This window comes from Streptomyces sp. NPDC052496 (assembly GCF_040679095.1).
In the GTDB taxonomy this organism is placed as follows: Bacteria; Actinomycetota; Actinomycetes; order Streptomycetales; family Streptomycetaceae; genus Streptomyces.
The window spans coordinates 49,355-74,776 of sequence record NZ_JBFAUH010000020.1; the positions used below are offsets into that span (position 1 = coordinate 49,355).

22 protein-coding genes and 2 pseudogenes are annotated in these 25,422 nt (G+C 72.9%); 16 read left to right on the forward strand and 8 right to left on the reverse strand.

Going from position 1 to position 25,422, the window contains the following annotated elements:
- Nucleotides 1–462 precede the first annotated feature (462 nt).
- Complete coding sequence (locus AB0L45_RS25425) at nucleotides 463–714, forward strand: hypothetical protein (RefSeq protein WP_365843686.1); 252 nt, start codon at nucleotides 463–465, stop codon at nucleotides 712–714.
- Entirely contained in the window at nucleotides 707–1,894 is a 1,188-nt protein-coding gene (locus tag AB0L45_RS25430; RefSeq protein WP_365843688.1) for a hypothetical protein, read from the forward strand. The genes AB0L45_RS25425 and AB0L45_RS25430 overlap by 8 nt, the downstream gene beginning before the upstream one ends.
- Nucleotides 1,895–2,077: 183 nt before the next feature.
- On the opposite strand, the pseudogene AB0L45_RS25435 reads toward AB0L45_RS25430, so the two are convergent.
- A pseudogene (locus tag AB0L45_RS25435) lies at nucleotides 2,078–2,224 on the reverse strand (LuxR C-terminal-related transcriptional regulator); the annotation flags it as partial.
- 236 nt (nucleotides 2,225–2,460) lie between these two features.
- Here AB0L45_RS25435 and AB0L45_RS25440 point away from each other — a divergent pair.
- Nucleotides 2,461–2,817 (forward strand): hypothetical protein, encoded by a 357-nt coding sequence (locus AB0L45_RS25440; RefSeq protein WP_365843690.1) that lies wholly within the window; start codon nucleotides 2,461–2,463, stop codon nucleotides 2,815–2,817.
- A gap of 285 nt (nucleotides 2,818–3,102) precedes the next feature.
- On the opposite strand, the gene AB0L45_RS25445 is transcribed toward AB0L45_RS25440, so the two are convergent.
- The 4 genes from AB0L45_RS25445 to AB0L45_RS25460 all read right to left on the reverse strand — a co-directional run bounded on the left by AB0L45_RS25445 (nucleotide 3,103) and on the right by AB0L45_RS25460 (nucleotide 6,901).
- Nucleotides 3,103–3,423: a beta-ketoacyl synthase N-terminal-like domain-containing protein gene (locus AB0L45_RS25445; RefSeq protein ID WP_365843692.1), complete on the reverse strand. Its 321-nt coding sequence runs from the start codon at nucleotides 3,421–3,423 to the stop codon at nucleotides 3,103–3,105.
- A 56-nt stretch (nucleotides 3,424–3,479) separates the two neighbouring features.
- Entirely contained in the window at nucleotides 3,480–5,033 is a 1,554-nt protein-coding gene (locus tag AB0L45_RS25450; RefSeq protein WP_365843694.1) for an FAD-dependent monooxygenase, read from the reverse strand.
- Between the two features lie 85 nt (nucleotides 5,034–5,118).
- Nucleotides 5,119–5,724: a TetR family transcriptional regulator gene (locus tag AB0L45_RS25455; protein ID WP_365843696.1), complete on the reverse strand. Its 606-nt coding sequence runs from the start codon at nucleotides 5,722–5,724 to the stop codon at nucleotides 5,119–5,121.
- A gap of 142 nt (nucleotides 5,725–5,866) precedes the next feature.
- Nucleotides 5,867–6,901 (reverse strand): helix-turn-helix domain-containing protein, encoded by a 1,035-nt coding sequence (locus AB0L45_RS25460; protein ID WP_365843698.1) that lies wholly within the window; start codon nucleotides 6,899–6,901, stop codon nucleotides 5,867–5,869.
- A 118-nt stretch (nucleotides 6,902–7,019) separates the two neighbouring features.
- Between AB0L45_RS25460 and AB0L45_RS25465 the strand changes: the two genes are divergently transcribed.
- The 11 genes and pseudogenes from AB0L45_RS25465 (at nucleotide 7,020) to AB0L45_RS25515 (ending at nucleotide 21,411) form a co-directional block, all read left to right on the forward strand.
- On the forward strand, nucleotides 7,020–7,916 hold the full coding sequence (locus tag AB0L45_RS25465) for an alpha/beta hydrolase (RefSeq protein ID WP_365843700.1): 897 nt from the start codon (nucleotides 7,020–7,022) through the stop codon (nucleotides 7,914–7,916).
- A 7-nt stretch (nucleotides 7,917–7,923) separates the two neighbouring features.
- Nucleotides 7,924–9,750 (forward strand): ABC transporter ATP-binding protein, encoded by a 1,827-nt coding sequence (locus AB0L45_RS25470; protein WP_365843702.1) that lies wholly within the window; start codon nucleotides 7,924–7,926, stop codon nucleotides 9,748–9,750.
- Nucleotides 9,747–10,520 (forward strand): metal-dependent transcriptional regulator, encoded by a 774-nt coding sequence (locus AB0L45_RS25475; protein ID WP_365843704.1) that lies wholly within the window; start codon nucleotides 9,747–9,749, stop codon nucleotides 10,518–10,520. The genes AB0L45_RS25470 and AB0L45_RS25475 overlap by 4 nt, the downstream gene beginning before the upstream one ends.
- Nucleotides 10,517–12,232 (forward strand): ABC transporter ATP-binding protein, encoded by a 1,716-nt coding sequence (locus AB0L45_RS25480; protein WP_365843706.1) that lies wholly within the window; start codon nucleotides 10,517–10,519, stop codon nucleotides 12,230–12,232. The genes AB0L45_RS25475 and AB0L45_RS25480 overlap by 4 nt, the downstream gene beginning before the upstream one ends.
- Before the next feature lie 580 nt (nucleotides 12,233–12,812).
- The gene (locus AB0L45_RS25485; protein WP_365843708.1) at nucleotides 12,813–16,508 is read left to right on the forward strand and encodes a nitrate reductase subunit alpha; all 3,696 of its coding nucleotides are present in this window, start codon (nucleotides 12,813–12,815) and stop codon (nucleotides 16,506–16,508) included.
- Nucleotide 16,509: 1 nt separating this feature from the next.
- Nucleotides 16,510–18,057: a nitrate reductase subunit beta gene (narH, locus tag AB0L45_RS25490; protein ID WP_365843710.1), complete on the forward strand. Its 1,548-nt coding sequence runs from the start codon at nucleotides 16,510–16,512 to the stop codon at nucleotides 18,055–18,057.
- Nucleotides 18,054–18,806, forward strand: a complete 753-nt coding sequence (gene narJ / locus AB0L45_RS25495; RefSeq protein ID WP_365843712.1) for a nitrate reductase molybdenum cofactor assembly chaperone — start codon at nucleotides 18,054–18,056, stop codon at nucleotides 18,804–18,806. The genes narH and narJ overlap by 4 nt, the downstream gene beginning before the upstream one ends.
- Complete coding sequence (gene narI / locus AB0L45_RS25500) at nucleotides 18,803–19,600, forward strand: respiratory nitrate reductase subunit gamma (protein ID WP_365843714.1); 798 nt, start codon at nucleotides 18,803–18,805, stop codon at nucleotides 19,598–19,600. Before narJ ends, narI begins: the two co-directional genes overlap by 4 nt.
- A 64-nt stretch (nucleotides 19,601–19,664) precedes the next feature.
- Nucleotides 19,665–20,834, forward strand: coding sequence for an MFS transporter (locus AB0L45_RS25505; protein WP_365843889.1), 1,170 nt, complete (start codon nucleotides 19,665–19,667; stop codon nucleotides 20,832–20,834).
- A 94-nt stretch (nucleotides 20,835–20,928) separates the two neighbouring features.
- Nucleotides 20,929–21,081: pseudogene (locus tag AB0L45_RS25510) on the forward strand (protoporphyrinogen oxidase); the annotation flags it as partial.
- 6 nt (nucleotides 21,082–21,087) lie between these two features.
- On the forward strand, nucleotides 21,088–21,411 hold the full coding sequence (locus AB0L45_RS25515; RefSeq protein WP_365843891.1) for a Tn3 family transposase: 324 nt from the start codon (nucleotides 21,088–21,090) through the stop codon (nucleotides 21,409–21,411).
- 71 nt (nucleotides 21,412–21,482) lie between these two features.
- On the opposite strand, the gene AB0L45_RS25520 is transcribed toward AB0L45_RS25515, so the two are convergent.
- From AB0L45_RS25520 to AB0L45_RS25530, 3 genes are all read right to left on the reverse strand, one after another.
- Nucleotides 21,483–22,250 (reverse strand): SDR family oxidoreductase, encoded by a 768-nt coding sequence (locus AB0L45_RS25520; RefSeq protein WP_365843716.1) that lies wholly within the window; start codon nucleotides 22,248–22,250, stop codon nucleotides 21,483–21,485.
- Nucleotides 22,251–22,413: 163 nt separating this feature from the next.
- The gene (locus AB0L45_RS25525; protein WP_365843718.1) at nucleotides 22,414–23,172 is read right to left on the reverse strand and encodes a glucose 1-dehydrogenase; all 759 of its coding nucleotides are present in this window, start codon (nucleotides 23,170–23,172) and stop codon (nucleotides 22,414–22,416) included.
- Nucleotides 23,173–23,319: 147 nt separating this feature from the next.
- Nucleotides 23,320–23,583, reverse strand: coding sequence for an Atu4866 domain-containing protein (locus AB0L45_RS25530; protein WP_365843720.1), 264 nt, complete (start codon nucleotides 23,581–23,583; stop codon nucleotides 23,320–23,322).
- A gap of 139 nt (nucleotides 23,584–23,722) precedes the next feature.
- On the opposite strand from AB0L45_RS25530, the gene AB0L45_RS25535 reads away from it, so the two are divergent.
- Together AB0L45_RS25535 and AB0L45_RS25540 are read left to right on the forward strand one after the other, a co-directional pair.
- Nucleotides 23,723–24,604, forward strand: coding sequence for a helix-turn-helix transcriptional regulator (locus AB0L45_RS25535; protein ID WP_365843722.1), 882 nt, complete (start codon nucleotides 23,723–23,725; stop codon nucleotides 24,602–24,604).
- Nucleotides 24,605–24,752: 148 nt separating this feature from the next.
- Nucleotides 24,753–25,289, forward strand: coding sequence for a recombinase family protein (locus tag AB0L45_RS25540; RefSeq protein WP_365843893.1), 537 nt, complete (start codon nucleotides 24,753–24,755; stop codon nucleotides 25,287–25,289).
- Nucleotides 25,290–25,422: the final 133 nt, after the last annotated feature.

Sequence of the window (25,422 nt, forward strand, 5' to 3'; positions counted from 1 at the left end):
CACAGAGCAGACCTGTTCACTCCGGGCCACCGGCGTGAAGTGCGCTGCCGCGTCCGTCAGGCGCCCGCGGGCCGTGCGCGCCGTCTCACGAGCAGGGGGAGCGGTGCCCCGGCGGCTCGCGCCGGGAACTCCGGCGCGTATCCGGCCCGAATTCCGACACCCGTAGATCCCGTACCTGCCATGTAGCCACCCGTGCGCGGTCCCGGCCGCGCCACGGGCCAGCCGGATGTCGTCACCGCTGACCGGTCGCGCTACGCGCGCACCGTGCGAAGCGGAACGGGTGGGTGCGGGAAACGGCAACTCGCGCACCGGAACCCTCCTCGAAAAGCACGCGATCCGTTGAGAACGCGGCTCCGCTTGCGGATTTTGTCACAGTGCCAGGGCATTCCCGCGCTCGTGCCATCCGGGAATGCCGGGACCGACGAACAACAGCGCAGGAGAACCCGATGAAAGAGGAGAAGGATGAAAGAGAGCCTGACGCACAGCGAGGTCACCAAGATGGTCTCGGGACTCATCCGGGCGGGGGTCGTCGACGGCGGCCTGACCCTCGGGAAGCTGGTGGAGTCGCAGGCGGCGATGCTGGACGACGGGCCCGCGGACCCGGACCTCCACGTGCTGTGCTGCAACGAGTACTTCCTCGCCACCCAGGGGATCCCGCAGCCCACCGAGGATTCCGACGCGGTCGCGGAGAGCGTGCGGAGCGACCTTGCCTAGCCAGGACCAGGTGCCCGCCGGCTCGCCGGCGGGCACCGCCGTGGACGCGACCTACCTCAGGGGCCGGATGGGCGAAGTCCTGGAATTCGCCGTGCGCCACATCCCGCGGCTCCCTTCCTACGCGCGGCACTGGAAAGGGAAGCAGGATCCGATCGTCTCGATGAATGAGAAGATCGTGGTCGAGGCGGCCCTGCTCGCCCTCGTCTGCCACCGGGTGAGCCACGCGGAGCCGCGTATCGCGACCGCCGTCCGGGAGCTGGCGGAAGTCCTGCTGCCGCACGCCAGAAGCGCGCGGAACGCGGACCTGCTGGCGCGTATACCGCAGTCCGCGGCCTCGATCGGCACCTCGCACCTGCTGCTGGACCGCATCGGATTCCCCGACGCGCGCTACGACGCGCTCCACGCGGCGGCGGCCGCCGCGGCCCACCCCTGCGTGCCCGAACGGCTGCCGTACCGCTACATGGAACAGCGGTGGCTCGCCTCGCTCGCACCCGGCGGCAGCAGCAGGTACCCGGTCGAGGCGCCCCCCGGGTCCGTCCTGTACGCGGACCTGACGGCGGTCGAGATGCACCCCAACGACGTCTACGCACTGACCCACGCGGTCATGTTCGGCACCGACTTCGGGCGCCGCGCGGCCGATCCACGGGTCGGCACCGAAGCCGTACTGGACACCCTCGACTCCTGTCTGGCACTCCAGGTCGCCGAGGAGAACCTCGACCTGATCGGCGAACTGCTCTTCTCCGCCGCGATGCTGCGCCCCGGCACCACCTGCGCGTACACCCGCGCGGGCTGGGACCTGCTGACCGGCGTGTGGGGGCGGTTCGGCTATCTGCCGAGCCCGCAGTTCTCGACGCCCGAGTACGAGCGGCTGGCACCGGAGGCCCGCCCCGCGTACTCCTTCCAGCACACGTACCACACGATGTTCGTCGCCGGGATCCTCTGCGCGGTCCTGTACGACGGGCTCGGCCGGCCACCGCGGCCGCACGCGCACGCCGCCCCCGACGACGTCGCCGCGGACGCCGCGCTGGCCCTGGCCGCCAGGAACCACCGCCTCGACGTGCTCACCCGGCTGCTCGGGCGGCTCACGGCGGCGGGCGAACCCCGCACCCCGACGGCCACGGCGGCGGCTCGCTATCTGGAACTCGGCCTTGAGGAACATCGGTACAGCGGGTATCGATGAAATCGCTCTTGGCCGCAACGCCGCCGGCGACATGCCGACGCGTCTTCCGCCGGCTGCCGGACAGGTCGCGCGGCTGCTCCGCGTCCGGCGAAGAAGTCCCTGATCCACGAGCCCCGCATGGTGCGCCAGGATCGCCGCCTGGACGCGGTTGGTGAGGGAGAGCTTCGACATCCGGCTGATGTGGGTCTTCGCGGTGGCCTCGCTCGCGTGCAGGGCCGCGGCGATGCCCGTCTTGGAGAGGCCACCGCTCAGAGCGATCAGGACCTCGCGCTCCTTCTCCGTCAGGGCCTCCAGGCGGCTGCGGGCCTCGGACCGGCGGCGCTGCCGCACGGCGGAGGGGCCGTCGTCTTCCTCGTGAAGTGGCGGATGAGGCGGCGGGTCACCTTCGGGGAGAGCATCGCGTCGCCACGGGCCGCGCTGCGCACCGCGGCGATCATCTCATCCGCGGTGGCGTCCTTCAGCGGGAAACCGACGGCCCCGTGACGTAGCGCTGCCCGGACGTACTCGTCCAGATCAAAGGTGGTCAGCACGACGACCGCGGCGGGCGGGCGAGCGGGCTGGACCAGGTGTCGGCCCGGGCGGAGGAGCGCGGCACGCGCGTACTGCGGGCCGACGCCGCCTGGCCGGAACGGGACTTCCCCCTCGGCGCGGTCCGCCAGCTCTTCGAGCCCGTACCGGCGGAGCCCCGGATCCCGTACGACCCCGAGTCACCCGAGGAGCCGGTCCCCCTCCCGGTACTGCGCCAACTGCGCGCGCAGGCGGAGGAACTGGCCGCGGCCGAGCCGTTGCTGATCGCCGTGGACGATTTGCACTGGGCCGACGAGGGGTCGCTGCGCCGGCTTGCGTACGTCGCCAAGCGCCCGCCCCACGCCCTGGGCCGTCACCGTCGTGGTCACCCTCGCCGACGGCGACCCCCGGGGTGACACACCGCTGGTACGGGACATCCCGGAGGACAGCGCGGCGGTGCTGCGGTTGCGCCCGCTGTCCCGCCAGGGCGTCCGGGCCCTGGTGGAACGGCGCTTCGGCGCGCCGGCGGACGAGGCGTTCGCGCACGCCTGCCACCGCGCGGTCGGCGGCAACCCGATGCTCACCGTGTGCGTCAGCGACGACCTGCACCGCGCCGGACCACGGCCCACCGCCGAGCACGGCGAGGCCGTGACCCGAGCCGTCCCGCCCCTGCTCAGGGACCACCTGGCCCTTCGCGTCAGTCAACGTCCCGCGCCCGTCCCAAAGTTCGCCACGGCCCTGGCGGCGTGCGCGAACTGGGTCCGTGAACCCGCCCACCTGGCCAGGTACCCGCCGCGGCGGGTGGGCGTCCTGCCCGGGGCGCCCGGGTCGGCGTCGTACCACGCCTCGGCGTCCCAGCGGTCCCGCGGCGTCTCACCGATGGCGTCCACCCCCTCGCGGAGGAGGTTCCAGAAGGCCCGGGGCGCGGGGCCTGGGAAGCTGGCAGGAGAGTCCGATCGCAGCGATCGGAGTGTCCTGGCCGTCGGGCGCGCCAGGGGCTTGAGGGTCGGTCTGCCGCACATAGGACTCCATGGCGTCCATCCTGGGAAGCCCGCAGGACGCGGCCCTGACTTGCGCCTTACCGTGTCGGACGCCCGGTACCGGCGTGCCTCCCGGGGGCGCCGCGCTCCGGGGGCGCCCCGGTTCCCGGCTCCGTTCCGTACGCCGGACGTATGGTCCGAGCCGGCCCGAACCAGGTACGCAGCGCCTCGTGCAGACCCTCGTCCGTGGTGCCTTGCCAGGCGACGTAGCAGTCGGGCCGGAGCAGCAGCGCGGTGTCGAGTTCCGGGACGGTCACGGTGTCGACGTGCGGCGCCCAGGCGCTCAGCTCCAGCGCGCCGGTGGGGTCCAGGAGGAGCGGGCGGCCGGTGCGGGTGTGGTCCCGCAGGCCCGGCAGGTCCGGGGCCCACCGGCCGACGAGTGGCCCGGCCGCCGGCCCCATGTCGTACCGGATGTCCGCTCCGGACAGCAGGTCCGCGATGTACTGCCTGGTCGTGGGCCGGTCCAGCAGCTCGCCGAACAGCTCGCGCAATGCCGTCACATCGCCGCCCGGGCGGGTGAGCAGCGACTGGGCCTGGGTGTGCATGGCGACCCGCCGCGCCACCGGGGCCCGCTCCGACTCATAGGTGCCCAGCAGTCCTTCCGGCGCGTGGCCGCGCACGGCCGCGGCCAGCTTCCAGCCCAGGTTCACGGCGTCCTGCAGACCCATGTTGAGCCCTGGGCCGCCGATCGCCGCGTGCACGTGCGCGGCGTCCCCGAGCAGCAGGACGCGGCCCTCCCGGTACCGCGCCGCGATCCTGGTGTTGCCGCCGGACAGCCGCCGCATCAGGTGCGGCCCCGGCCCGGTCGGCGGGCCGAGCGGGACGGGTACGCCGAGCACCCGGGAAGCACTGGCCCGGAGAGCGTCGAGGGACGCGTCGCCCTCGGCCGGCCGTCCCCACTCCACCGTGGTGATCAGCGGAGCGCCGTCCGGGAACGGCCCCCAGGTGATCAGCCCGTGTGCGGTGCGCAGGTGCTGGAAGGGCGGTACGACACCGTAGCCGGGTACGGACAGGCCGCCGTCGGCGCCGACCGCGTCCGGGGGCACGCTCACATGCCCGGTGAGCGACACCGAATCGTCCGTGGTCACACCGGGAAAATCGATCCCGCTGAGCTTGCGTACCGTGCTGTGGCCGCCATCGGCGCCGACCAGGAACGCCGCTTCGACCGGCTGCCGCCCGCGCAGCTCGACCGTCACCGACTGCCCGTGCTGCGTCAGGCCGGTGACCTCGTGCCCGTAGCGGATCTCGACGCCCAGTTCGACGGCACGCTCGGCGAGCATGTGCTGGATCCGACGCTGCGGCACCATCAGCGTGCAGAGCGGGTTGTCCGGCAGATCGTGCAGGGCGAGCGGGAACGCGCCGAACACGAAGTGGGGCGCCGGTTCGGGGACGGTGCCGGGCGCGGTCAGCCGCTCGTACAGTCCGCGCCGGTCCAGCATGCGGACGACCTGGCCGACCAGGCCGTTGGCGCGCTGTTCGGCGGCCGGTCCGGTGCGGGCTTCCAGGACGAGCGGGCGCACGCCGGCCAGCGCGAGTTCGCAGGCCAGCATCAGGCCGTTCGGTCCGGCGCCCGCGATCACGACGTCGATCATGGATGGACTCCTCTTTCCCGCAGGGGGTTCTCCGCAGGGAGCAACGGCCCGGCGGCCCGCCGGGCCGCGTGTCCACGGGGAGTTGTCAGGGGGTGGGCAGCCCTGCCGCGATCCGGGCCAGGCCGTCCGCGAGCAACTGCGCGGCCGGTACCGGGGGATCGGTGCGCAGGTGGTGCGCCATGGCGGTGTTGGTCGCGGCCATCACCACGGACGCGACGAGGTGCGGATACTGGTCGTGTGCGAGGTCGGTGCCGGTGCGGTCGGCGACGGCCGCGGCGATCTCGGCCTCGGCACGGGCCCCGGCCCGCAGCAACTCGCCTTGCAGGGCCGGCTCGGCGAGCATCCTGCGTACGCCCGCCGTCCACCGCGCCGTGTCGGTGCCCGGGTGGGCGGCCGCCGTGGTCTCCGGTGCGAACTGTGTCAGCACCGCGCGGGTGATGGCGTCCCACAGGGGTTCCGCCGGGTGCTCGCGCAGCGCTTCCGCGATGCGCAGGCAGCGGTCCAGGTGGTGGGTGGCGATCGCCTCGCCCTTGCTGGAGAAGTAGTTGTTGAACGTGCGCGGCGAGACGCCGGCGGCTTCGGCGATGTCCTCGACCTTGACGTGGTCGAGTCCGCGCTCGACGGCCAGGCGTAGCGCCGCCCAGCTGAGCGCCGCGCGCGTCTCGGCCTTCTTCCGGTCCCGCAGTCCCATGGGAGGACCGTAGCGGAAATTGCGTGCTACGCAAAGATGCGTGGCACGCAAGTTCGCGCCGGCGTCGTGCGTGCCGCCATCGTGCGTGCCGGAGCCGAGCGTGCCGGGACCGTGCGTGCCGTGTCGGGCCCGGCCCGTCGGCTCAGCCGTCGAGCAGTCGCCACATGGTGAGGGCGAGCCGCGCCCGCATGAGTCCGGTGGGCTCGGTGAGTTCGATGTCCAGGGCCCTGCCGAGGAGTTCGAGGCGGCGGGAGACGCTGCTGTGGTGCAGGTGGAGGAGGTCGGCGGCCCGGCGCAGGGAGCCGGTCTCACAGTAGGCGGTCAGGGTCTCCAGGTCCTCGGGGGCGCCGGCGATCCGGGCGATCGCGGCCACGTCGGCGTTGTCCCGCGCGCAGTCGAGTGGCACGTGCGCGAGAAGCGCCAGCGCTCCCAGATCGTCGTAGCGGACGACGGGCCGGCCCGAGGTGGTGAAGCGGAGGGCGGTACGGGCCTGCTGCCAGGACCGGTCGGGGCTCTCCGCGGCGCCGATACCCGCGCGTACGCCCGCCGGGAACAGCGCCGGATCCGCGGCGGTCGTCAGGATGACCCCCACCTCCCCGATCAGGGCCGCCTTCACGGGCCGGGCCGGGCAGACCGCGCTGCCGATCCGGTCGAGCGGCAGGCCCGAGCGTACGGCGACGACCTGGACCGGCAGACCCGCGGGGAACCCCAGGAGGCGCAGCGCGCGGGCGCGGGCCGCCTCGTCGGTGCCGGCGCTGATGGACAGTTCGACGAGGGCGGGGTCGGCCATGGTGGTACGGGCCGGGCCGTACCGCTCGGCCACCGCCGCGGCGGCGATGGCGAGGCGGTCGAGCAGCGCCTCGTCCAGCGGGCTGGGCGGGCTCGTCCGTTCCAGCCACACCGTGCCGATCTCCTCCCCGTCGAGGATGATCGGGACCGTGCTGGACGCCGCCGGCGGCGGGTCGGACGCTCGTCGGCCGTCGGGCGCCATGCGGATCGTCTGCCCCGTACCGTGCAGCCGGATCCCGGCCACGCACTCGGCCAGTCCCGCCGACGCCCGGGCGAGCGCCGGCAGGTCGACCCGCCGGCGCATCAGCGTGTCGTAGAACATGACGACGCGAATGGCGCCTTCGACCTGCGCATCGATTCCTGACAGCCGTACGGCCAGTGCCTCCATGGCAGGAGGATAGAGCCCGCCCGGCAGGGGGGCTGCGCGCCGACCGGCGCGTGAACGGGGCCGGATGGCCGACAGGTGGCGGATGAGCCGGGGAGTGGTGCCCGCCAGGATGACGGGTATGGATCCCGAACTCGAAGCATTCGTCCCGCTGCTGCCCAGTGCCGACCTGTCCGACCCGGAGGCCTGCCGCAAGATCTACGACGAGCTGGCCGCCGCGCGGCCGGCGCCGGACACCTCCGGGCTGGAGGTCCAGGACCGCACGGTGCCCGCCGAACCGGACGTGGCGGTACGGATCTACCGCCCGGCCCAGGCCCGCGGCGCCGTCATCTGGATGCACGGCGGCGGCTGGACCGTCGGCACCCTGGACACCGAGGAGCACTGGGCCGCCCGTATCGCGGCCACCTCCGGCGCGGTGGTGATCTCGGTGGCCTACCGGCTGTCCCCCGAGAACCCGTTCCCGGCCGCCCTGGACGACGCCTACGCCGTACTGACCTGGGCGCACGAGCACGCGGCCGAACTCGGCACCGACCCGGACCGGATCGCCGTCGGAGGCCACAGCGCCGGCGCGAACCTGGCGGCCGCGATGTGCTTGCGCTCCCGTGACCAGCAGGGGCCACCGATCCGCTTCCAGCTCGTCAACGAAGCCATCCTCGACGACCGGCAGCAGACGTGGTCGGCGCGCCACTTCACCGAAACGCCCTGGAACACGCGCGACGTACGCGCCACCGCGTTGCGGCACTACCTGGGCTCCCGGCCCGCCACCCCGTACGCGGCCCCCGCACGCGCCGACGACCTGTCCGGCCTGCCGCCGGCGTACGTCGCCACCGCGGAGTTCGACCCGAACCGCGACGAAGGCATCGAGTACGCGCTGCGCCTGCTCCAGGCCGGCGTGTCGGTCGAACTGCACCAGTGGCCCGGCACCTTCCACGGGTCGATGGCGATCCAGTCCGCCGACGTCTCACAGCGCCAGCTCGCCCGACTCGGCGAGGTCCTGCGCCGCGCCCTGGCCGCGTGACGTCGCCATGACGCTCACGGATGCCGCCGGGACGAGGGAGCAGCACGCTCCGCCCTCCCCGGACGCCGGCCCCGCGGCGCGGCAGCGTCTGACGGCGCTGCTGCGCCCGTACGGCCCGGCCTTCGCTGTCGTCGTCCTCCTCCAGGTCGTCGGCGCCGTCGCGGGGCTGGCGCCGCTGCTGGCGGTCGTCGAACTGGGCCGGGCGCTGCTCGCGCCCGGCCCGGCCGACCCCGGTCATGTGTGGACCGTCGTGGCGGCCGGCGGGGCCGGCCTGCTCGTCCGCCTGCTCTTCACGGCCGCGTCGTCCGGCATCGGGCACCTCCTCGACAGCCGGGTGCAGTTGGCGTTCCGCAGGCAGCTGGCCGCCCGGCTGGGGCGGGTGCCGATCGGCTGGTTCGCCCGGCGCCGGACCGGTGAGCTGGCGAAGGTGGTGGGGGAGGACGTCAGTGCCGTGCACCCGTTCATCGCCCACGCTCCCGGCGAGCTGGTCTCCGCGTTCGTGGTGCCGCTGGTGTCGCTGGGCTACCTGTTCACCGTCGACTGGCGGCTCACCCTGATCACGCTGATACCGGTCGTCCTGGCGGTGGCGCTGGTCCCGTTGATGATGACCCCGGCCAAACTGCGCGAGCAGGAGGAGTTCGACGCGGCGATGGGCCGCATCTCCAGCTCCGTGGTCGAGTTCGTGCAGGGCATCGCGGTGGTCAAGGCGTTCGGCGGGGCCGGACGCGCCCACCGGAAGTTCCTCACGGCCGCGGACGAGTTCGTCGGCACCTTCAACCGGTGGGTGCACGGCATCTCCCGGATCGCGGCCGGGATGCAGTTGGTGCTGTCACCGCCGTTCGTGCTGCTGGTCGTGCTGACCGGCGGGACGGTCCGGCTCGCCGGCGGTGGCCTGGCCCCGGCCGACCTGCTGCCTTTCCTGCTCCTCGGACTGGGCCTGACCGCCCCGGTGGCGGCCCTGGGGCACGGCTTCGACGACCTCCAGGCCGCCCGGCGCGCGGTCGGCCGCATCCGTGACGTACTGGAGGTTCCGCCGCTGCCGGAACCCGCGCGTCCGCTCGTGCCGCAGGGACACCGGGTGGAGCTGCGCGACGTCCGGTTCGGTTACGAGGCCGGCCGCGAGGTGCTGCGCGGGGTCGACCTGGTGCTCGAACCGGGGACGGTCACCGCGCTCGTCGGACCGTCCGGAAGCGGGAAGTCCACGCTGGTCCAGCTGCTGCCGCGGTTCTTCGACCCGACGCACGGCTCGGTCACCCTGGGCGGTGCCGACCTGCGTGAGGTCGACAGCGGGGAGCTGTACCGGCGGGTCTCCTTCGTCTTCCAGGACGTACGGCTGCTGCGCGCGTCGGTGGCCGACAACATCGCGCTGGCGGTACCGCACGCCGGCCGCGACGACGTGGTGCGCGCCGCCCGCACGGCCGGCATCCACGACCGCGTCCTCCAGCTGCCCCGCGGCTACGACTCGGTGATCGGTGTGGACGCCAACCTGTCGGGCGGTGAGGAACAGCGGATCTCGCTCGCCCGCGCCCTGCTCGCCGACACCCCCGTCCTGGTGCTCGACGAGGCGACCGCCTTCGCCGACCCGCAGACCGAACAGGCCGTACGCCGGGCGCTGGCGGCCCTCAAGGGGGACCGGACCGTTCTGGTCATCGCCCACCGGCCGGAGACGATCTCGGGCGCCGACACCGTCGTCATGCTGGACGACGGGGTGGTCGTCGAACGCGGCGAGCCCGCCGAACTGCTGGCACGGGGCGGGAGGTTCGCCGACTTCTGGCACTCGCACCGGCCGGCGGGCGGCGCCGGGGCCGGACCGGAGCGGAAGGAGCGGCCGTGACGACGCAGGGCCTGGTCGACCCGACCGAGATGTATCTGCGGACCATCTTCGAACTGGAGGAGGAGGGCGTGGTGCCCCTGCGGGCCCGCATCGCCGAACGGGTGCGGCAGAGCAGGCCGACCGTCTCCCAGACCGTGGCCCGGATGCAGCGCGACGGGCTGGTGCGGCTGGCCAGCGACCGGCGGCTGGTGATGACCGGGCCGGGCCGCCGCCGCGCCGTACGGGTCATGCGCAAACACCGCCTGGCCGAGTGCCTCCTGGCGGACGTGATCGGCCTGCGGTGGGAGGACGTCCATGTCGAGGCGTCCCGATGGCAGCACGTGATGTCCGACGCGGTGGAGAGCCGTCTGACGGAGGTCCTCGGCCACCCCGCCATGTGCCCGCACGGCAGCCCGATCCCCACCGGGGAGGAGAGCGGCACCGAGCCTGCCGCCCTCCGCACCCTGACGGACGCGGCCACCACCGAGGAACGCCCGGTGGTGGTCGTCCGGATCGGCGAACTGCCGCAGAACGACCCCCTGACCCTGGCGCACCTGAAGCGCGCCGGGATACGGCCCGACCGGCAGGTCGCTGTCGTGGCCACCGAGAACGGAGTACGAGTGACCGGCGAGAGCGGAGCGGCAGTGACCGGCGAGGACGGCAGGCGGGGGAGGGGCGAGGGCGGCACGCCGGGGACCGGCACCGGGCGGGCGACGCTGCCCCGCGAACTCAGCGACCACATCTTCGTGGACATCCCCGACGGCGCACCGCAAGGAGAAGAGCTCCGATGATCCGCACGCTGCTGCGCGTCCTCGGCCACGAGTACGCCCGTCCGACGCGGCGCACCGTGGCCCTGATGACGGCGACCGCGGTCGCCGAGGGCCTGTCCTACGCCCTGCTGGTTCCCGTACTGCGGGCCCTGTTCGGTGGTACGCCCGCGGACGCCTGGCCCTGGGTGCTCGCGTTCGGGGGCGCGGTCGCGGGCTACGCCGTACTGCGGTACTTCAGTGACCTCTCCGGCTTCCACGTCGGGACCGCGCTGCTGCGCGGCACCTACCACCGGCTCGGCAACCATCTGGCCCGGCTGCCCCTCGGCTGGTACGGCGCCGGCCGCGTCGGGGAGGTGTCCGTGCTGGCCGGCCGCGGAGTCCTGCAGGCGATGAGCGTGATCGCGCACCTGCTGGCACCTCTCATCTCCGCCTGCGTGACCCCGCTGACGATCGTCGTCGTGCTGTTCACCCTCGACTGGCGCATGGGGCTGGCCGCGGCGGCTGCCGCACCGGTCGTGGCCGCGATCCAGATCCGGACGGGGCGTTCGACGGCCGCCGGCGACGCGGAGCGCACCGCCCGCGACCAGGAGGCCACCGCGCGGGTCGTCGAATACCTGCGCGCCCAGCCGGTGCTGCGCGCCGGCGGCCGGACCACCGAACGCTTCCGGCTGCTCGACGACTCGCTGCGGGACGTCCAGCGCGCCGCCCGCAGGTCCACACTGTCGGCGCTGCCCGGCGCACTGGGCCTGACGCTCACGGTGCAAGCGCTGTTCACCGTCCTGCTGGCCCTGGGCGCCTACCTGGCGCTCGGCGGGGAGCTCGGCGTGGCGGAGGTGCTGACGATCCTGGTGCTGGCCGCCCGCAGCGCGGACCCGCTGCTGTCGCTGACGGACCTCGGGGGCAAGCTCGGCGGCGCCCGCTCCGTACTGGCGAGCCTCGATGCGGTCCTGCGCACCGAGCCGCTGCCGGAGCCCGCCGCACCGGTCCGGCCGACGGGCCACGGCCTGGAGTTCGCGTCCGCCACCTTCCGGCACGGCGACCGCACGGTGCTCGACGACGTGTCGCTGTCCGTGCCGCAGGGACAGCGGCTCGCCGTGGTCGGACCGTCGGGCGCGGGCAAGAGCACCCTGCTGCACCTGCTCGCCCGCTTCTACGACGTGGACGCGGGCGCCGTACGCCTGGGAGGCGTGGACGTCCGCGCCATCAGCACGGAGGTGCTGACGGAGCAGATCGCCGTCGTCTTCCAGCACGTCCACCTCTTCGACGGCACGATCGAGGAGAACGTACGGCTCGGCCGGCCCGGCGCCACCGCGGCCGAGGTGCGGGCGGCGGCCGCCGCGGCGCGGCTGGACGAAGTGATCGAGCGGCTGCCCGGCGGCTGGGCGGCGCACGTCGGCGAGGGCGGCGCGCTGCTGTCGGGCGGTGAACGCCAGCGGGTCTCGATCGCGCGGGCGCTGCTGAAGAACGCGCCCGTCGTGCTGCTGGACGAGGTGACCTCCGCACTGGACCCGGTGAACGAGGCGGCCGTCCACGAAGGCATCGAACGCCTGATGGCAGGCCGGACGGTGGTGCTGGTCGCGCACCGGATGCGTACCGTCCAGCGCGCCGACCGCGTCGTCTTCCTGGACGGCGGCCGCATCGTGGAGGAAGGCAGCCACGACGAGCTGCTGCGACGGGGTGGCCGCTACGCCCACTTCTGGAACATCTCCCGCACACCGGCGGCGAGTGCGTGAACCTGCTTCCGCCGCCCGCCCACGGGGGAGGCGGGCGGCGGAAGCCGGTTCCGGGGCCACCGCGCCTCAGCGCTCCGGCACCGCTCCGGCCAGGAAGTCCGCCAGGTCCTCCTGACAGGGGGACGACCCGGGCCCGTACCCGCACCACGGCTCCTCGGCGTACGGGCCGCCGGTGACGGCGTACCCACGGGAGCGTGAGCCGCCGCACACCTCGCGGAACTCGCAGCGGCCGCACCGTCCCTCCAGGCGGCCGGCGTCGCGGAGGCCGGTGAAGCGTTCCGACTCGCTCCTGGTACTGCCGGCGGACCGGACGGGCGCCGGTCACCGGGGGAGGGAGGTGAGGCGGGAAAGGGGAGCGGTGCTGCCGGCCGTCCGCCGGGTGGCGTCGTGCAGGGTCAGGTGCCTCCGATTCGGTCAGTTCCAGCATGCGGTGGAGGCGATGCCCGCCGCCGGGGGCGTACGGCCCTGGCGGCAGGTCGTTGGTCCCGCATGGCCGAAAACATTCGGGGTCCTGTGGCCCAGCGCCGCGGGACGCTTCGCCCACCGTCACCCGTACGAGGGCGATTTAACGTTCGGATTCATGGAGAACGAACAGCTCAGCGGCCCGGCGGCGGCTGATGAAGAACGCGGCTGGCCCCTGGCCGGCCGGCGGCTGCTCAACCGCCACGAGGTGAGCGAGGACGGGCGTGCCGTGTTCGGCACGGGGGATCCGCGGTGGGAGGGCTTCTACCGCGACCGCTGGTCCCACGACAAGGTCGTACGCTCCACCCACGGCGTCAACTGCACCGGGTCCTGCTCCTGGATGGTCTACGTCAAGGACGGGATCATCACCTGGGAGCACCAGGCCACCGATTACCCGTCGATCGGCTCCGACTGCCCCGAGTACGAGCCGCGGGGCTGCCCGCGCGGCGCGTCGTTCTCCTGGTACACGTACTCGCCCAGCCGGGTCCGCTACCCGTACGTCCGCGGCACGCTGCTGAAGATGTGGCGGGAGGCGCGCCGCCGGCTCGGCGACCCGGTGGCCGCCTGGGCCGAGATCACCGGTGATCCGGCCAGGGCCCGCGCCTACAAGAAGGCCCGGGGCAAGGGCGGACTGGTGCGCGCCGACTGGGACGAGGTGGCCGAGCTGGTCGCCGCCGCCCAGGTGCACACCGTCAAGACGTACGGCCCGGACCGGGTGGCCGGGTTCTCGCCCATCCCGGCCATGTCGATGGCGTCGTTCGCCGCGGGGGCGCGCTTCCTGTCGCTGATCGGCGGCACCCTGCTGTCCTTCTACGACTGGTACGCGGACCTGCCCGTCGCCTCGCCGCAGGTCTTCGGCGACCAGACGGACGTACCGGAGGCCGCCGACTGGTGGAACGCCGGGTACCTGATCATGTGGGGCTCCAACATCCCGGTCACCCGGACCCCGGACGCCCACTTCCTGACCGAGACCCGCTACAACGGCACCAAGGTCGTCGCCGTCAGCCCCGACTACGCCGACAACGTCAAGCACGCCGACGAGTGGCTGGCGCCGCACCCGGGGACCGACGGCGCCCTGGCGATGGCGATGGGCCACGTCATCCTCCGGGAATTCCTGGTCGACCGCGGCACGCCCTCCTTCGAGGACTACCTGCGCCGCTTCACCGACGCGCCGTTCCTGGTGACGCTGCGCGAGCGGGACGGCGACCTGGTGCCGGACCGCTTCCTGACCGCGGCCGATCTCGGCGACACCGACGAGAACGCGCGGTTCAAGACCGTCCTCATGGACCGCGGCAGCGGCGGCCCGGTGGTCCCCGACGGATCACTCGGCTTCCGGTGGGGCGAGGCCGGCAAGGGTCGCTGGAACCTGGAACTGGGCGACACCGAGCCCGAGTTGAGCCTGCTGGGGCGGGCGGAGAGCACGGCCACCGTGGCGCTGCCGCGCTTCGACGAAGGCCCCACCGAGGGCGGCGGGGTGATGGTGCGCGGCATCCCGGTCCGCACGGTCGGCGGCCGGCAGGTCACCACCGTCTTCGACCTGATGCTGGCCCAGTACGGCGTGCACCGCCCCGGACTGCCCGGTACGTGGCCCGCCTCGTACGAGGACGCCTCCCAGCCGTACACCCCGGCCTGGCAGGAGACCATCACCTCGGTCCCCGCCGCGCAGGCCGCCCGGATCGCGCGGGAGTTCGCGCGCAACGCCGAGCGGACCGGGGGCCGATCCATGATCGCCATGGGCGCCGGGACCAACCACTGGTTCCACTCCGACACCATCTACCGCGCGTTCCTGGCCCTGACCACCATGACGGGCTGCCAGGGCGTCAACGGCGGCGGCTGGGCGCACTACGTCGGCCAGGAGAAGGTCCGGCCCGTCACCGGCCTCCAGCACCTCGCGTTCGCCTTCGACTGGCAGCGGCCCACCCGCCACATGGCCGGCACCTCGTACTGGTACCTGGCCACCGACCAGTGGCGCTACGAGGCCTTCGGCCCGGACGAACTGGCCTCCCCGCTGGGCGAAGGACGGTTCGCCGGCCGCGCCACCGCCGACTGCCTGGCCCAGGCCGTCCGCCTGGGCTGGACCCCGGGCCACCCCGGCTTCGACCGCAATCCGCTGGACCTGGCCGACGAGGCGGCCGCGGCGGGCCGCCCGGTGGCCGAGCACATCGTGCAGGAGCTGACGTCCGGCGCGCTGCGCTTCGCCGCCGAGGACCCGGACGACCCGGCCAACTTCCCGCGCGTCCTGACCGTGTGGCGGGCCAACCTGCTGGGCTCGTCCGGCAAGGGCAACGAGTACTTCCTGCGCCACCTGCTGGGCGCGGACGCGGCCGTGCGCTCCGCGGAGACACCGCCGGACAAGCGGCCCCGGGACGTCGTCTGGCACGAGGAGGCCCCCGAGGGCAAGCTCGACCTGCTGGTCTCCCTGGACTTCCGGATGACCTCCACCGGTCTGTTCTCCGACGTCGTGCTGCCGGCCGCCACCTGGTACGAGAAGGACGACCTCTCCAGCACCGACATGCACCCCTTCGTGCACGCCTTCACCCCGGCCATCGCGCCGCCCTGGCAGGCACGCACCGATTACGACACCTTCCTGACCATCGCCGACCGCTTCAGCGAACTGGCCGAGGACCATCTCGGCACCCGTACCGACGTCCTGGCCGTCCCACTCCAGCACGACACCCCCGACGAACTGGCCCAGCCCGGCGGCGTCGTCGCCGACTGGAAGGCCGGCGAGTGCACGCCGGTCCCCGGACGCACCATGCCCAAGCTGGTGACCGTCGAGCGGGACTACGCGGCGGTGGCGGACAAGATGCGCGCCGTCGGCCCCCTCCTGGACCGGCTCGGTACCACCACGAAGGGCGTCACCGTCCGCCCGGACCAGGAACTGGAGCGGCTGCGGCGTACGAACGGGGTCCGGCGCGGCGGCGCCGCGGACGGCCGGCCGTCGCTGGCCACCGCGACGGACATGTGCGAGGCGATCCTCGCCCTGTCCGGCACCACCAACGGGCGGCTGGCCACCGAGGGCTTCAAGGCGCTGGAGGAACGTACCGGCACCGAGCTGGCGCACCTGTCCGCCGAGCGGGAGGCGGAACGGATCACCTTCGCCGACACCCGCGTCCAGCCCCGCTCGGTGATCACCTCGTACGAGTGGTCCGGCAGCGAGACCGGCGGGCGCCGCTACTCCCCGTTCGTCATCAACGTCGAGCACCGCAAGCCCTGGCACACCCTCACCGGCCGCCAGCACTTCTTCGTCGACCACGACTGGATGACCGAACTCGGCGAGCAGCTGCCGGTCTTCCGGCCGCCGCTGAACACCGCCCGGCACTACGGCGACGAGCACCTGGGCGAGGACGGCCGCGCCGAGGTGACCGTCCGCTACCTCACCCCGCACTCCAAGTGGTCCATCCACTCCGAATACCAGGACAACGCGCACATGCTCGCGCTGTCCCGGGGCGGCCCGGTCATCTGGATGAGCACCGCCGACGCCGCGAAGATCGGCGTCAAGGACAACGAGTGGATCGAGGCGTACAACCGCAACGGCGTCGTCGCGGCGCGCGCGGTGGTCACCCACCGGATGCCCGAGGGCACGGTGTACATGTACCACGCCAAGGACCGCACGGTGAACGTGCCGAAGACCGAGGTCAGCGGCGCACGCGGCGGGATGCACAACTCCCTGACCCGGCTGCTGCTCAAGCCGACGCACCTGGCGGGCGGCTACGCCCAGTTCACCTATGCCTTCAATTACTACGGCCCCACCGGCAACCAGCGCGACGAGGTCACCGTCATCCGCCGCCGCGGCCAGGACGTGGAGTACTGACATGCGTGTCATGGCCCAAGTGGCGATGGTGATGAACCTCGACAAGTGCATCGGCTGCCACACCTGCTCGGTCACCTGCAAGCAGACGTGGACCCACCGCACCGGCGTGGAGTACGCCTGGTTCAACAACGTCGAGACCAAGCCCGGCGTCGGCTACCCGCGCCGCTACGAGGACCAGCGGCAGTGGAAGGGCGGCTGGGAACTGGACCGGCGCGGCCGCCTCGTCCTGCGCTCCGGCGGCCGCCTCAAGCGCCTGGCCTCCCTGTTCTCCAACCCCGACCTGCCGGCCATCGAGGACTACTACGAGCCGGTCACCTACGACTACGACACCCTCGTCAGCGCCCCGGCCGGCCAGGACGTACCGGTCGCCCGCCCCCGCTCGGTGCTCACCGGCAAGCCGACCGCCATCACCTGGGGCGCCAACTGGGAGGACGGCCTGGGCGGCGCGGCCGAGACGGCGGCCGGCGACCCCAACCTCAGCGGGGACCTGGCCGAGAAGGTGAAGTTCGAGTTCGAGCAGACCTTCCTGTTCCACCTGCCGCGGCTGTGCGAGCACTGCCTCAACCCGGCCTGCGTGTCCGCCTGTCCGTCCGGCGCGATGTACAAGCGGGCCGAGGACGGCATCGTGCTGGTCGACCAGGACCGCTGCCGCGGCTGGCGGATGTGCGTCACCGCCTGCCCGTACAAGAAGGTCTACGTCAACCACGCCACCGGCAAGGCCGAGAAGTGCACCTTCTGCTTCCCGCGCATCGAGGCCGGACAGCCCACCGTCTGCTCCGAGACCTGCGTCGGCCGGCTGCGCTACCTCGGCCTGGTCCTCTACGACGCCGACCGGGTCGGTGAGGTCGCCGCCGTACCGGACGAGCGGGACCTGCTCGACGCCCAGCGGAACGTCTTCCTCGACCCCGCCGACCCCGAAGTCCGCGCGGCTGCCCGGGATTCCGGGATCCCCGAGGACTGGCTCGACGCCGCCCGCCGCTCGCCCGTGTACGCCCTGATCAACGAGCACAAGGTGGCCCTGCCGCTGCACCCGGAGTACCGAACCCTGCCCATGGTCTGGTACGTGCCGCCGCTGTCCCCGGTCCTGGACGCCGTCGGTGAGGCGGGCGGCGACGCGGCGGACCCCGACCACGTCTTCGCCGCCGTCACCCGCCTGCGCATCCCGCTGGACTACCTGGCCAACCTCTTCGCCGCCGGAGACGCCGACGTCGTCGCCGGCGTGCTGATGAAACTGACCGCGCTGCGCAGCCACATGCGGCAGCGCACCCTGGGCGAGCCGGGCGACGTGAGCGCCCTCAAGGCCGTCGGCCTCACCCCCGCGCAGGCCCAGGACCTGCACCGGCTGCTGGCCGTCGCCAAGTACGCCGACCGGTACGTCGTCCCCGCCGCCCACCGGGAGGACGCCGCCGCGCTCAGCGCGACCGAGGGCCGCTGCCCCGTGGAAAGCGCCGAGGCCCCGTCCGGCACCGGACGCAAGGTCATGCTCGGCATCCCCACCCTGCGGCGACGGACCGTCGCCCCGGACCACCTCGCGGGAGACACCGTATGAGCACCCTGCGTACGCGCATCCGTCCGGCGGCCGGACGCCCCGGCCCCGAAGAGACCGCCGAGCGCGGGCTCCTGCTGCGGTTGCTGTCCCTGGTGTTGCAGTATCCGGACGCCGAACTGACGCGGGAGCGGGCCGCGCTGGCCGCCACGGCCGAAGCGCTGCCGCCCTCGCCCGCCGCCCGGGAACTGGTCGCCTTCACCGCCTGGTTCGCCGGCCAGCCGCCCGAGGCGCTGGAGAGCCACTACGTCGAGGTCTTCGACCTGCGCCGCAAGAGCAGCCTCTACCTCACGTACTACCTGCACGGCGACACCCGCCGGCGCGGCATGGCCCTGCTCACCCTCGCCCGGACCTACCGGGCCGCCGGCTGGAGCGCCGGCAGCGGCGAACTCCCCGACCACCTGCCCGTCGTCCTGGAATTCGCCGCACTGGCCGGACCACGCACCGGAGAAGCACCGCTGCGCCGGCACCGGCGCGGCCTGGCACTCATCCACCACGCCCTGTCGGACGTGCAATCCCCGTACGCCGGACTGCTCGCGGCGCTGCTGTCCCTGCTGCCGCCCGCCGGCACCGCCGAGCTGGAGGCGGTCGCCAAGCTGGCCGCCGATGGGCCGCCCGCCGAGGACGTTGGCCTCGACCCGTACAGCGGCAGCGGCTTCGCCCCGCCCGGCACGTTCGTACCGACCCCGCAGGCCCGGCCGACCCTGATGCCCCCGCTGACGGGCCCCATGGAAGCGGAGACCCGCCGATGACCGCCTCCAGCACCCCCCTCACCGCGACGGACGGCACCGACCTGCTGCTGTGGGTCGCCCTCCCCTACATCTGCCTGGCCGTCTTCGTCGTCGGGCACGTCTGGCGCTACCGCAAGCACCAGTTCGGCTGGACCAGCCGCACCAGCCAGCTGCTGGAGCACCGCTGGCTGCGCTGGGGCAGCCCGCTGTTCCACCTCGGCGCGTTCGCCGTGATCGCCGGACACGTCGTGGGACTGGCCGTCCCCGGCTCCTGGACCGCGGCGGTGGGCATCAGTGAGCACACGTACCACACCGTGGCGGTGGCCCTCGGCTCCGTGGCCGGTGCGGCCATGGTGGGGGGACTGGGCATGCTCAGCGCCCGCCGCCTGCTCGCCCCGCGCATCCGTACCCGCACCAGCTCCAGCGACAAACTGCTCTTCCCGCTGCTGGCCGCCACCGTACTGCTGGGCATCGCCGCCACCGTCGTGCACAACATCGCCGGCGGCGGGTACGACTACCGCGCCACCGTCTCGGTCTGGTTCCGCGGCCTGTTCCTGCTGCGACCGCGGCCCGACGCCGTCTCCGGCGCACCGCTGCTGTTCCAGCTGCACGCCCTGACCGCGTGCCTGCTCTTCGCGGCCTGGCCCTTCACCCGCCTCGTCCACGTGTGGAGCGCCCCCGTCGGCTACCTGCGCCGCCCGTACCTGGTCTACCGGCGCACGACGGACCCGACGGCGTACCGCCGGAACGTGGCCGCCCGCACCAGGCGGTTCTCAGAACAATGTGAACGAGAGGTACACCATGAGCGCGCTTGAGGACACCGTCGGCGCCACACCACCGAAGGCCACAGCCCCTGCCGCCGCGACAGGCCGGCCGTGGATGATGCTCACACTGGCCACGCTGGGCTTCGCCGTCAACTTCTGGGCGTGGGCGCTGCTCAGCCCGCTGGGCCCGCGCTTCAAGGACTCCCTGGCGCTCAGCTCCTTCGAGCAGTCCCTGCTGGTGGCGGTGCCGGTGGTGGTGGGATCGCTGGGGCGCATCCCGGTGGGCGCGCTGACCGACCGGTTCGGCGGCCGCGTGATGTTCCCCCTGGTGTCCGCCGCGACCATCGTGCCCGTGCTCTACCTGGGGCAGGCCGGGCACTCCTCGCTGATCGCCCTGCTGGCCGGCGGGTTCTTCCTGGGCATCGGGGGCACGGCCTTCGCGGTCGGCGTGCCGTTCGTCAACGGCTGGTTCCCGCCGCAGCGGCGCGGACTGGCGATCGGCCTCTTCGGCGCCGGCATGGGCGGCACCGCCGTCAGCGCGCTGACCACCGTCAAGCTGGTCGACGCGCACGGCATGGCCACCCCCTTCCTGATCACCGCCGGAGCGCTCGCCCTCTACGCCGTGCTGGCCGCCGTACTGCTGCGGGACGCGCCCGGCCGCACCGTACCGGCCGAACCCCTCACCCGCCGCCTGGCCGACACCGCCCGACTGCCCGTCACCTGGCAGGCCTCCGCCCTGTACGCCGTGACCTTCGGCGGCTATGTCGCCTTCTCGGTCTACCTGCCGACCTACCTGAAGACCGGCTACGGCCTCGGCCAGGCCGACGCCGCCAACCGGATGGCCGGCTTCGTCCTGCTCGCGGTGGCCATGCGCCCGGTCGGCGGCTGGCTGTCGGACCGGATGGACCCGGCCCGCGTCCTGGCCGGAACGCTGGCGGTCGTCGTCGTGGGCGCCGCCGTGCAGTCGGCGACCCCGTCACTGGCCCCGCTGGGCACCGTGGCCTTCCTGGCCATGGCCGCCGCGCTCGGCGCGGGCAGCGGCGCCACCTTCGCGCTGGTGGCCCTGCTGGCCCCGGCGAACAAGGTCGGTTCGGTCGCCGGCGTGGTCGGTGCCGCGGGCGGGCTGGGCGGCTTCGTCCCCCCGCTGGTCATGGGCGCGCTCCACAGCGCCTCGGGCACCTACGCCCTGGGCCTGCTCCTGCTGGCCGTGGTCTCGGCCGCCGCCCTGGCCTTCACCGCCACCCGCGTCCGCCGGGCCACCGCCTCCGAGGGCACCTCGCCGTGACGGCGCGAGCGGCTCGGCGCATCCCAAGGTCCGCCCATGGCGCCCCTGAGACGCCCTCAGAAGGGCAGCGCAGCCCGATGCACGCGACCTGACGCTCCCGCGTACGGACGTGGGGGACGACATCGCCGTCGGACAGTACGTGGCCGCCCGGTTGGGGCGCGAAGTGGTCGACCGGCTCGTCGAACCCCTCCTCGGCGGCGTGTACGCCGGGCACGCCGACCGCGTCTCCCTGCGCGCCGCCCTGCCGCCCACCGTGCTCCACTACGGCAAGGACGGCGCCCTGACCGGCCCCGACAAGGAGCACGCCGAGACCTCGATGCTCGCCCTGCACCTGCTCCGGTCCGCGCTCGTGCACGTCAACACCCTGCTGGTGCAGCAGGCCCTGGCCGAACCGGCCTGGGCATCGAGGCTGAGCGACGAGGACCGGCGCGGCCTGACCGCGCTGTTCCGGTCCAACGTCGACCCCTACGGCACCTTCCGCCTGGACATGGACCAGCGACTCGGCCCGGGGCTCACGGTGCCCCGTGCCCGTGGCGCGACAGACACCGCCGGTCGATCACGTGCGAAGACGCGATGACGCACTTCTGGCAACCCGCCGTCCGGCAGGCAGGGTGGTGTGTCCGGGCAACGGCTGGTCGGCCCGTCACGTCAGACGGCGGTGAAGCCGCCGTCTGCGGGTACCACGGCTCCGGTGATGAAGCTGGAGCGTGGTGAGACGAGGAAGCAGAGAATCTCGGCGATCTCTTCGGGCTGTGCGATGCGGCCCAGGGGCTGGGCGTCGGCGAACGTTGCGAGGTAGGCGCGGCTGTCGGGGCGGATCGTGTCGAGGAAGTCGGTCTCGATGACGCCTGCGGCGACAAGGTTGGCGCGGATGCCCCATGGTCCGCCTTCGACGGCGAGCACCTTGGTCAGTTGGGCCAGGGCGCCTTTGGACGCGCTGTAGGCGGCGCCTTCGGGCAGGGCGACCGTGCCGGCGTAGGACCCGGTGCTGACGATGCTCCCGCCGCCCCGGCTCCGCATGGCCCGGAAGGCTTCTCGGGCGCAGAGGAAGGATCCGCGGGCGTTGACGGCCATCACGGTGTCCCAGTCCTCGGCGGTGGTTTCGGTGACGGGTTTGTTCAGGGTGCGTCCGGCGTTGTTCACCAGGATGTCCAGTCCTCCGAAGGCGTCCAGCGCCGAGCGGACCGCGTGGACGGCGGTCTCCTCCCGCGCAATGTCGCCCCGCATCGCGAGTACGCCGGGGAATTCGTCCCCCAGGGCCGTGACGTCGTGACGCAGGTCGACGGCGACGACGCGGGCGCCACGGGCATGGAGCAGTGCCACGGTCTCCTTGCCCACGCCGCGCGCGGCCCCGGTGACCAGGGCGGTCTTCCCGGCGAACTCGGATGCTTCGGCAGACGCGGCGGTGGGCGTCATGATGAGGTCCTCTCGTAAAGATCAGGGCCGCGCGCAGTTTCCCGCGCCGGCTGTCGGGGCTGCTGTACGGTCACGCACTCACGAGGCAGACGGCACAGGAGATGAGCGCGCTTGCCGTGCGTGCGCACGGGAGGCGTCGTGGACGCCCGGGGGGGCGGGTTGTTCAGTGTGCGGTGAGACCGCCGTCGACGACGAGTTCCGAGCCGGTGACGAAGGAGGAGTCGTCGCCGGCGAGGAAGAGGATCGCAGGGGCGACCTCATCGGCGCGGCCGGCTCGGCGCATGGGGGTGCGCTGGATGTCCGGTTGCTGGTCGCCCTGCTCGTCCAGGAGGTCCTGGATCATCGGTGTGGCGACCACTCCGGGATGTATGGAGTTGACCCGTACGCCCTGCCGTGCGTACTCGACCGCGGCCGTCTTGCTCAGCAGACGCACCGCGCCCTTCGACGCCTGGTAGGCCGCGGCCGCGCCGCTGCCCACCAGGCCGAGCACGGACGAGGTGTTGATCACCGACGCGTTGCCGCTCGCCCGCAGCAGCGGCATCGCCGCCCTCATACCGAGCCAGGTGCCCTTCTGGTTCACGTCGATCACGCGGTCCCACACCTCCTCCCGCGTGGCCTCGATACCCGGCCAGTCCAGGATTCCGGCGAGGTTCACCAGCACGTCCAGCACTCCGAAGCGATCGCGAACGAGGGCCGTCACCTCCTCCCATTCCCGGGCGGAGGAGACATCGAGGAGGGCGGTCGCCACCTCCGCGCCATCCGCCTCGATGCGCCGGGCCAGCTTCTGGAGGGGTTCCCGGGCTACATCGGTGATCACCAGCCGGGCGCCTTCCTGGGCGAAGAGTTCGGCGGTCGCCGCACCGATCCCCCCGGTCGCGCCCGTGATCAGGGCCACCTTGCCCTCAAGACGTCGTCCGGTCATGAATACGGTCCTTCCCTTGCGTTTGATACGTCTGTCAGCGACTGCTGCCTGCCCCGGGCCAGTCGGTCCGCTCCCACGAGGAGTCGGTCTCCCCGACCGGAGCAGCCGCTGCCCGAACCCCGTTGTCCCGCTACGCTCGCCGCCCCGCTACGACGGGCTCGACTCCCGGTACAGCACGAGGTGTTCGTGGTAGAGCACTCCGTCGCGGATGTCCCCTGTGGCGGTGAACCCGGTGTCGTCGACGTAGTCCAGGTGACTACCGGTGACCGTGTAACGGCCGGTGTACGCACGGGCCCGCTCGCCGCGGGCCTCGTCGTAACGGCCGTCCGGCAGCAGCTCCTGCCGGATGTGCCCGTCCTCGGTCACCCACATACCGACCACGTCCACGTGGCCGTCCTCGATCGCGGCCATGGCGGCCTCCTCTCCTCGAACGGTGCGGTCCTTCCCGCTCCACCGAGTCTGCGCAGGTCAGCGATGACCGACCAGGACGCTTGCTGCCTGGGTGCACCGCACCCAGGCAGCACGGCGGCGCGCCGCCTAACCTGAGGACATGGACGACAACCGCCTGGGGGACTTCCTGCGCGCGTGCCGCGCCGCCCTGCGCCCGCACGACGTCGGGATGCCGAGCCACGGAACCCGCAGAGTCGCCGGGCTGCGCCGCGAGGAGGTCGCCGTCCTGGCCGGAGTGAACGCCGACTACTACACCCGCCTGGAACAGGGCCGCGAACGCAACCCCTCGTCCCAGGTGATCGACGCTCTCAGTCATGCGCTGCACCTCGACGAGGACGCCAGGGCGCACCTGTACCGGCTGGCCGGGGCCGCCCCCGCCGACCGGCTGTCGCCTCGCCGTACCGAGCGCGTCAGCCCCGCCCTGCGACAACTGATGGACGGCTACCCCAACACCCCGGCGTTCGTCATGAACAGGACCCTCGACCTCCTCGCGGTCAACGCGCTGGCCCAAGCCCTCTACTCGGCGTTCACCCCGGCGGACAACCTCGCCCGCATGACGTTCCTCGACCCGGCCGGCCCCACCTTCCACACGGACTGGAACCGGGCGGCACAAGCCACCGTCGCCCACCTCCGCGAGGCGACCGGCTTCGAACCGGACAACCCGCGGCTGCGCGAACTCGTCGGCACCCTCACCGAGCACAGCGCGGACTTCGCGCGCCTGTGGCAGTCCCACACCGTGCGAGGCAAGACGCAGGACGCCAAACACTTCCTCCACCCGGACGTCGGCCCGCTCACGCTCACCTACCAGGCGTTCGACGTACGCGCGGCACCCGGCCAGCAGCTCGTCATCTACCACGCCGAACCGGGCAGCCCCAGCGCCCACTCCCTCCACCTGCTCGGCTCCCTCCACGCCACCCGGCGCCAAGACCGCTCCCAGCACACAGCTGGTCAGCCGACACAACCCGGAGACCCGCACCGCTAGGGCGACTTCGCCTCAGCGCGCTTCATAGGTGGTGAGCGCCGGCGCCGAACCGGTCGGACACGTCCGCCTCGGCTACGCCCGCGCCTCGACCGCCCGGCAGTCCCTGGACGCGTAGCTCGGCTCCCTCGCCGCGGCCGGGGCGACCCGCATCTTCTCGGAGAAGATCTCCACCCGCGCCACGAAGCGCCCCGAACTGGAGACCGTCGTGAAGCTCGCCGGGGAGTTCCGCTCCTCCGGCGCCGCCGTGACCCTCGTCGTCCACGAGCACAAGCGGCTCGGCCGCGGTATCGAACTCGCCGTGCTCGCCGAGGAACTGAAGGCCAGTGACGTCGGACTGGAGTTCCACACCGGGGAACTGAAGGGCTCGCACGACCCCTCCGGCATCGTCTTCACCGTGCTGGCGGCCATGTCGGGCATGGAGCGCGAGTACATCCGCGACCGCACCCTCGAAGGCCATGAGTCCGCCCGAAAGCGCGGCAGGACCATCGCCGGCGCGGGCGTCACCGACCCGGACATGCTGTCCATGGCCCTCCACCTGCGCGACCAGGAGATGAGCCTGCGCGACATCGCCAAGCGGCTGGTCATCACCACCGGCACGAAGAAGGGCCGGCGCCCCTCACCCGCCACCGTCATGCGCATGCTCCGCGAGCACGACGAGAAGGCCGCCACGACGGCGAGCGTATGATCACCCGCTACATTGCGGCTGGTGTCTGAGCCAGGACACCAGGGCCTACACCGTCGGCCACGCCGACCGGGTGGCCCGCGCGCGGGAGTACGTCGAAGCGCTCGGCACGCCGGCGGTCTGCGGGGCCGCGTAC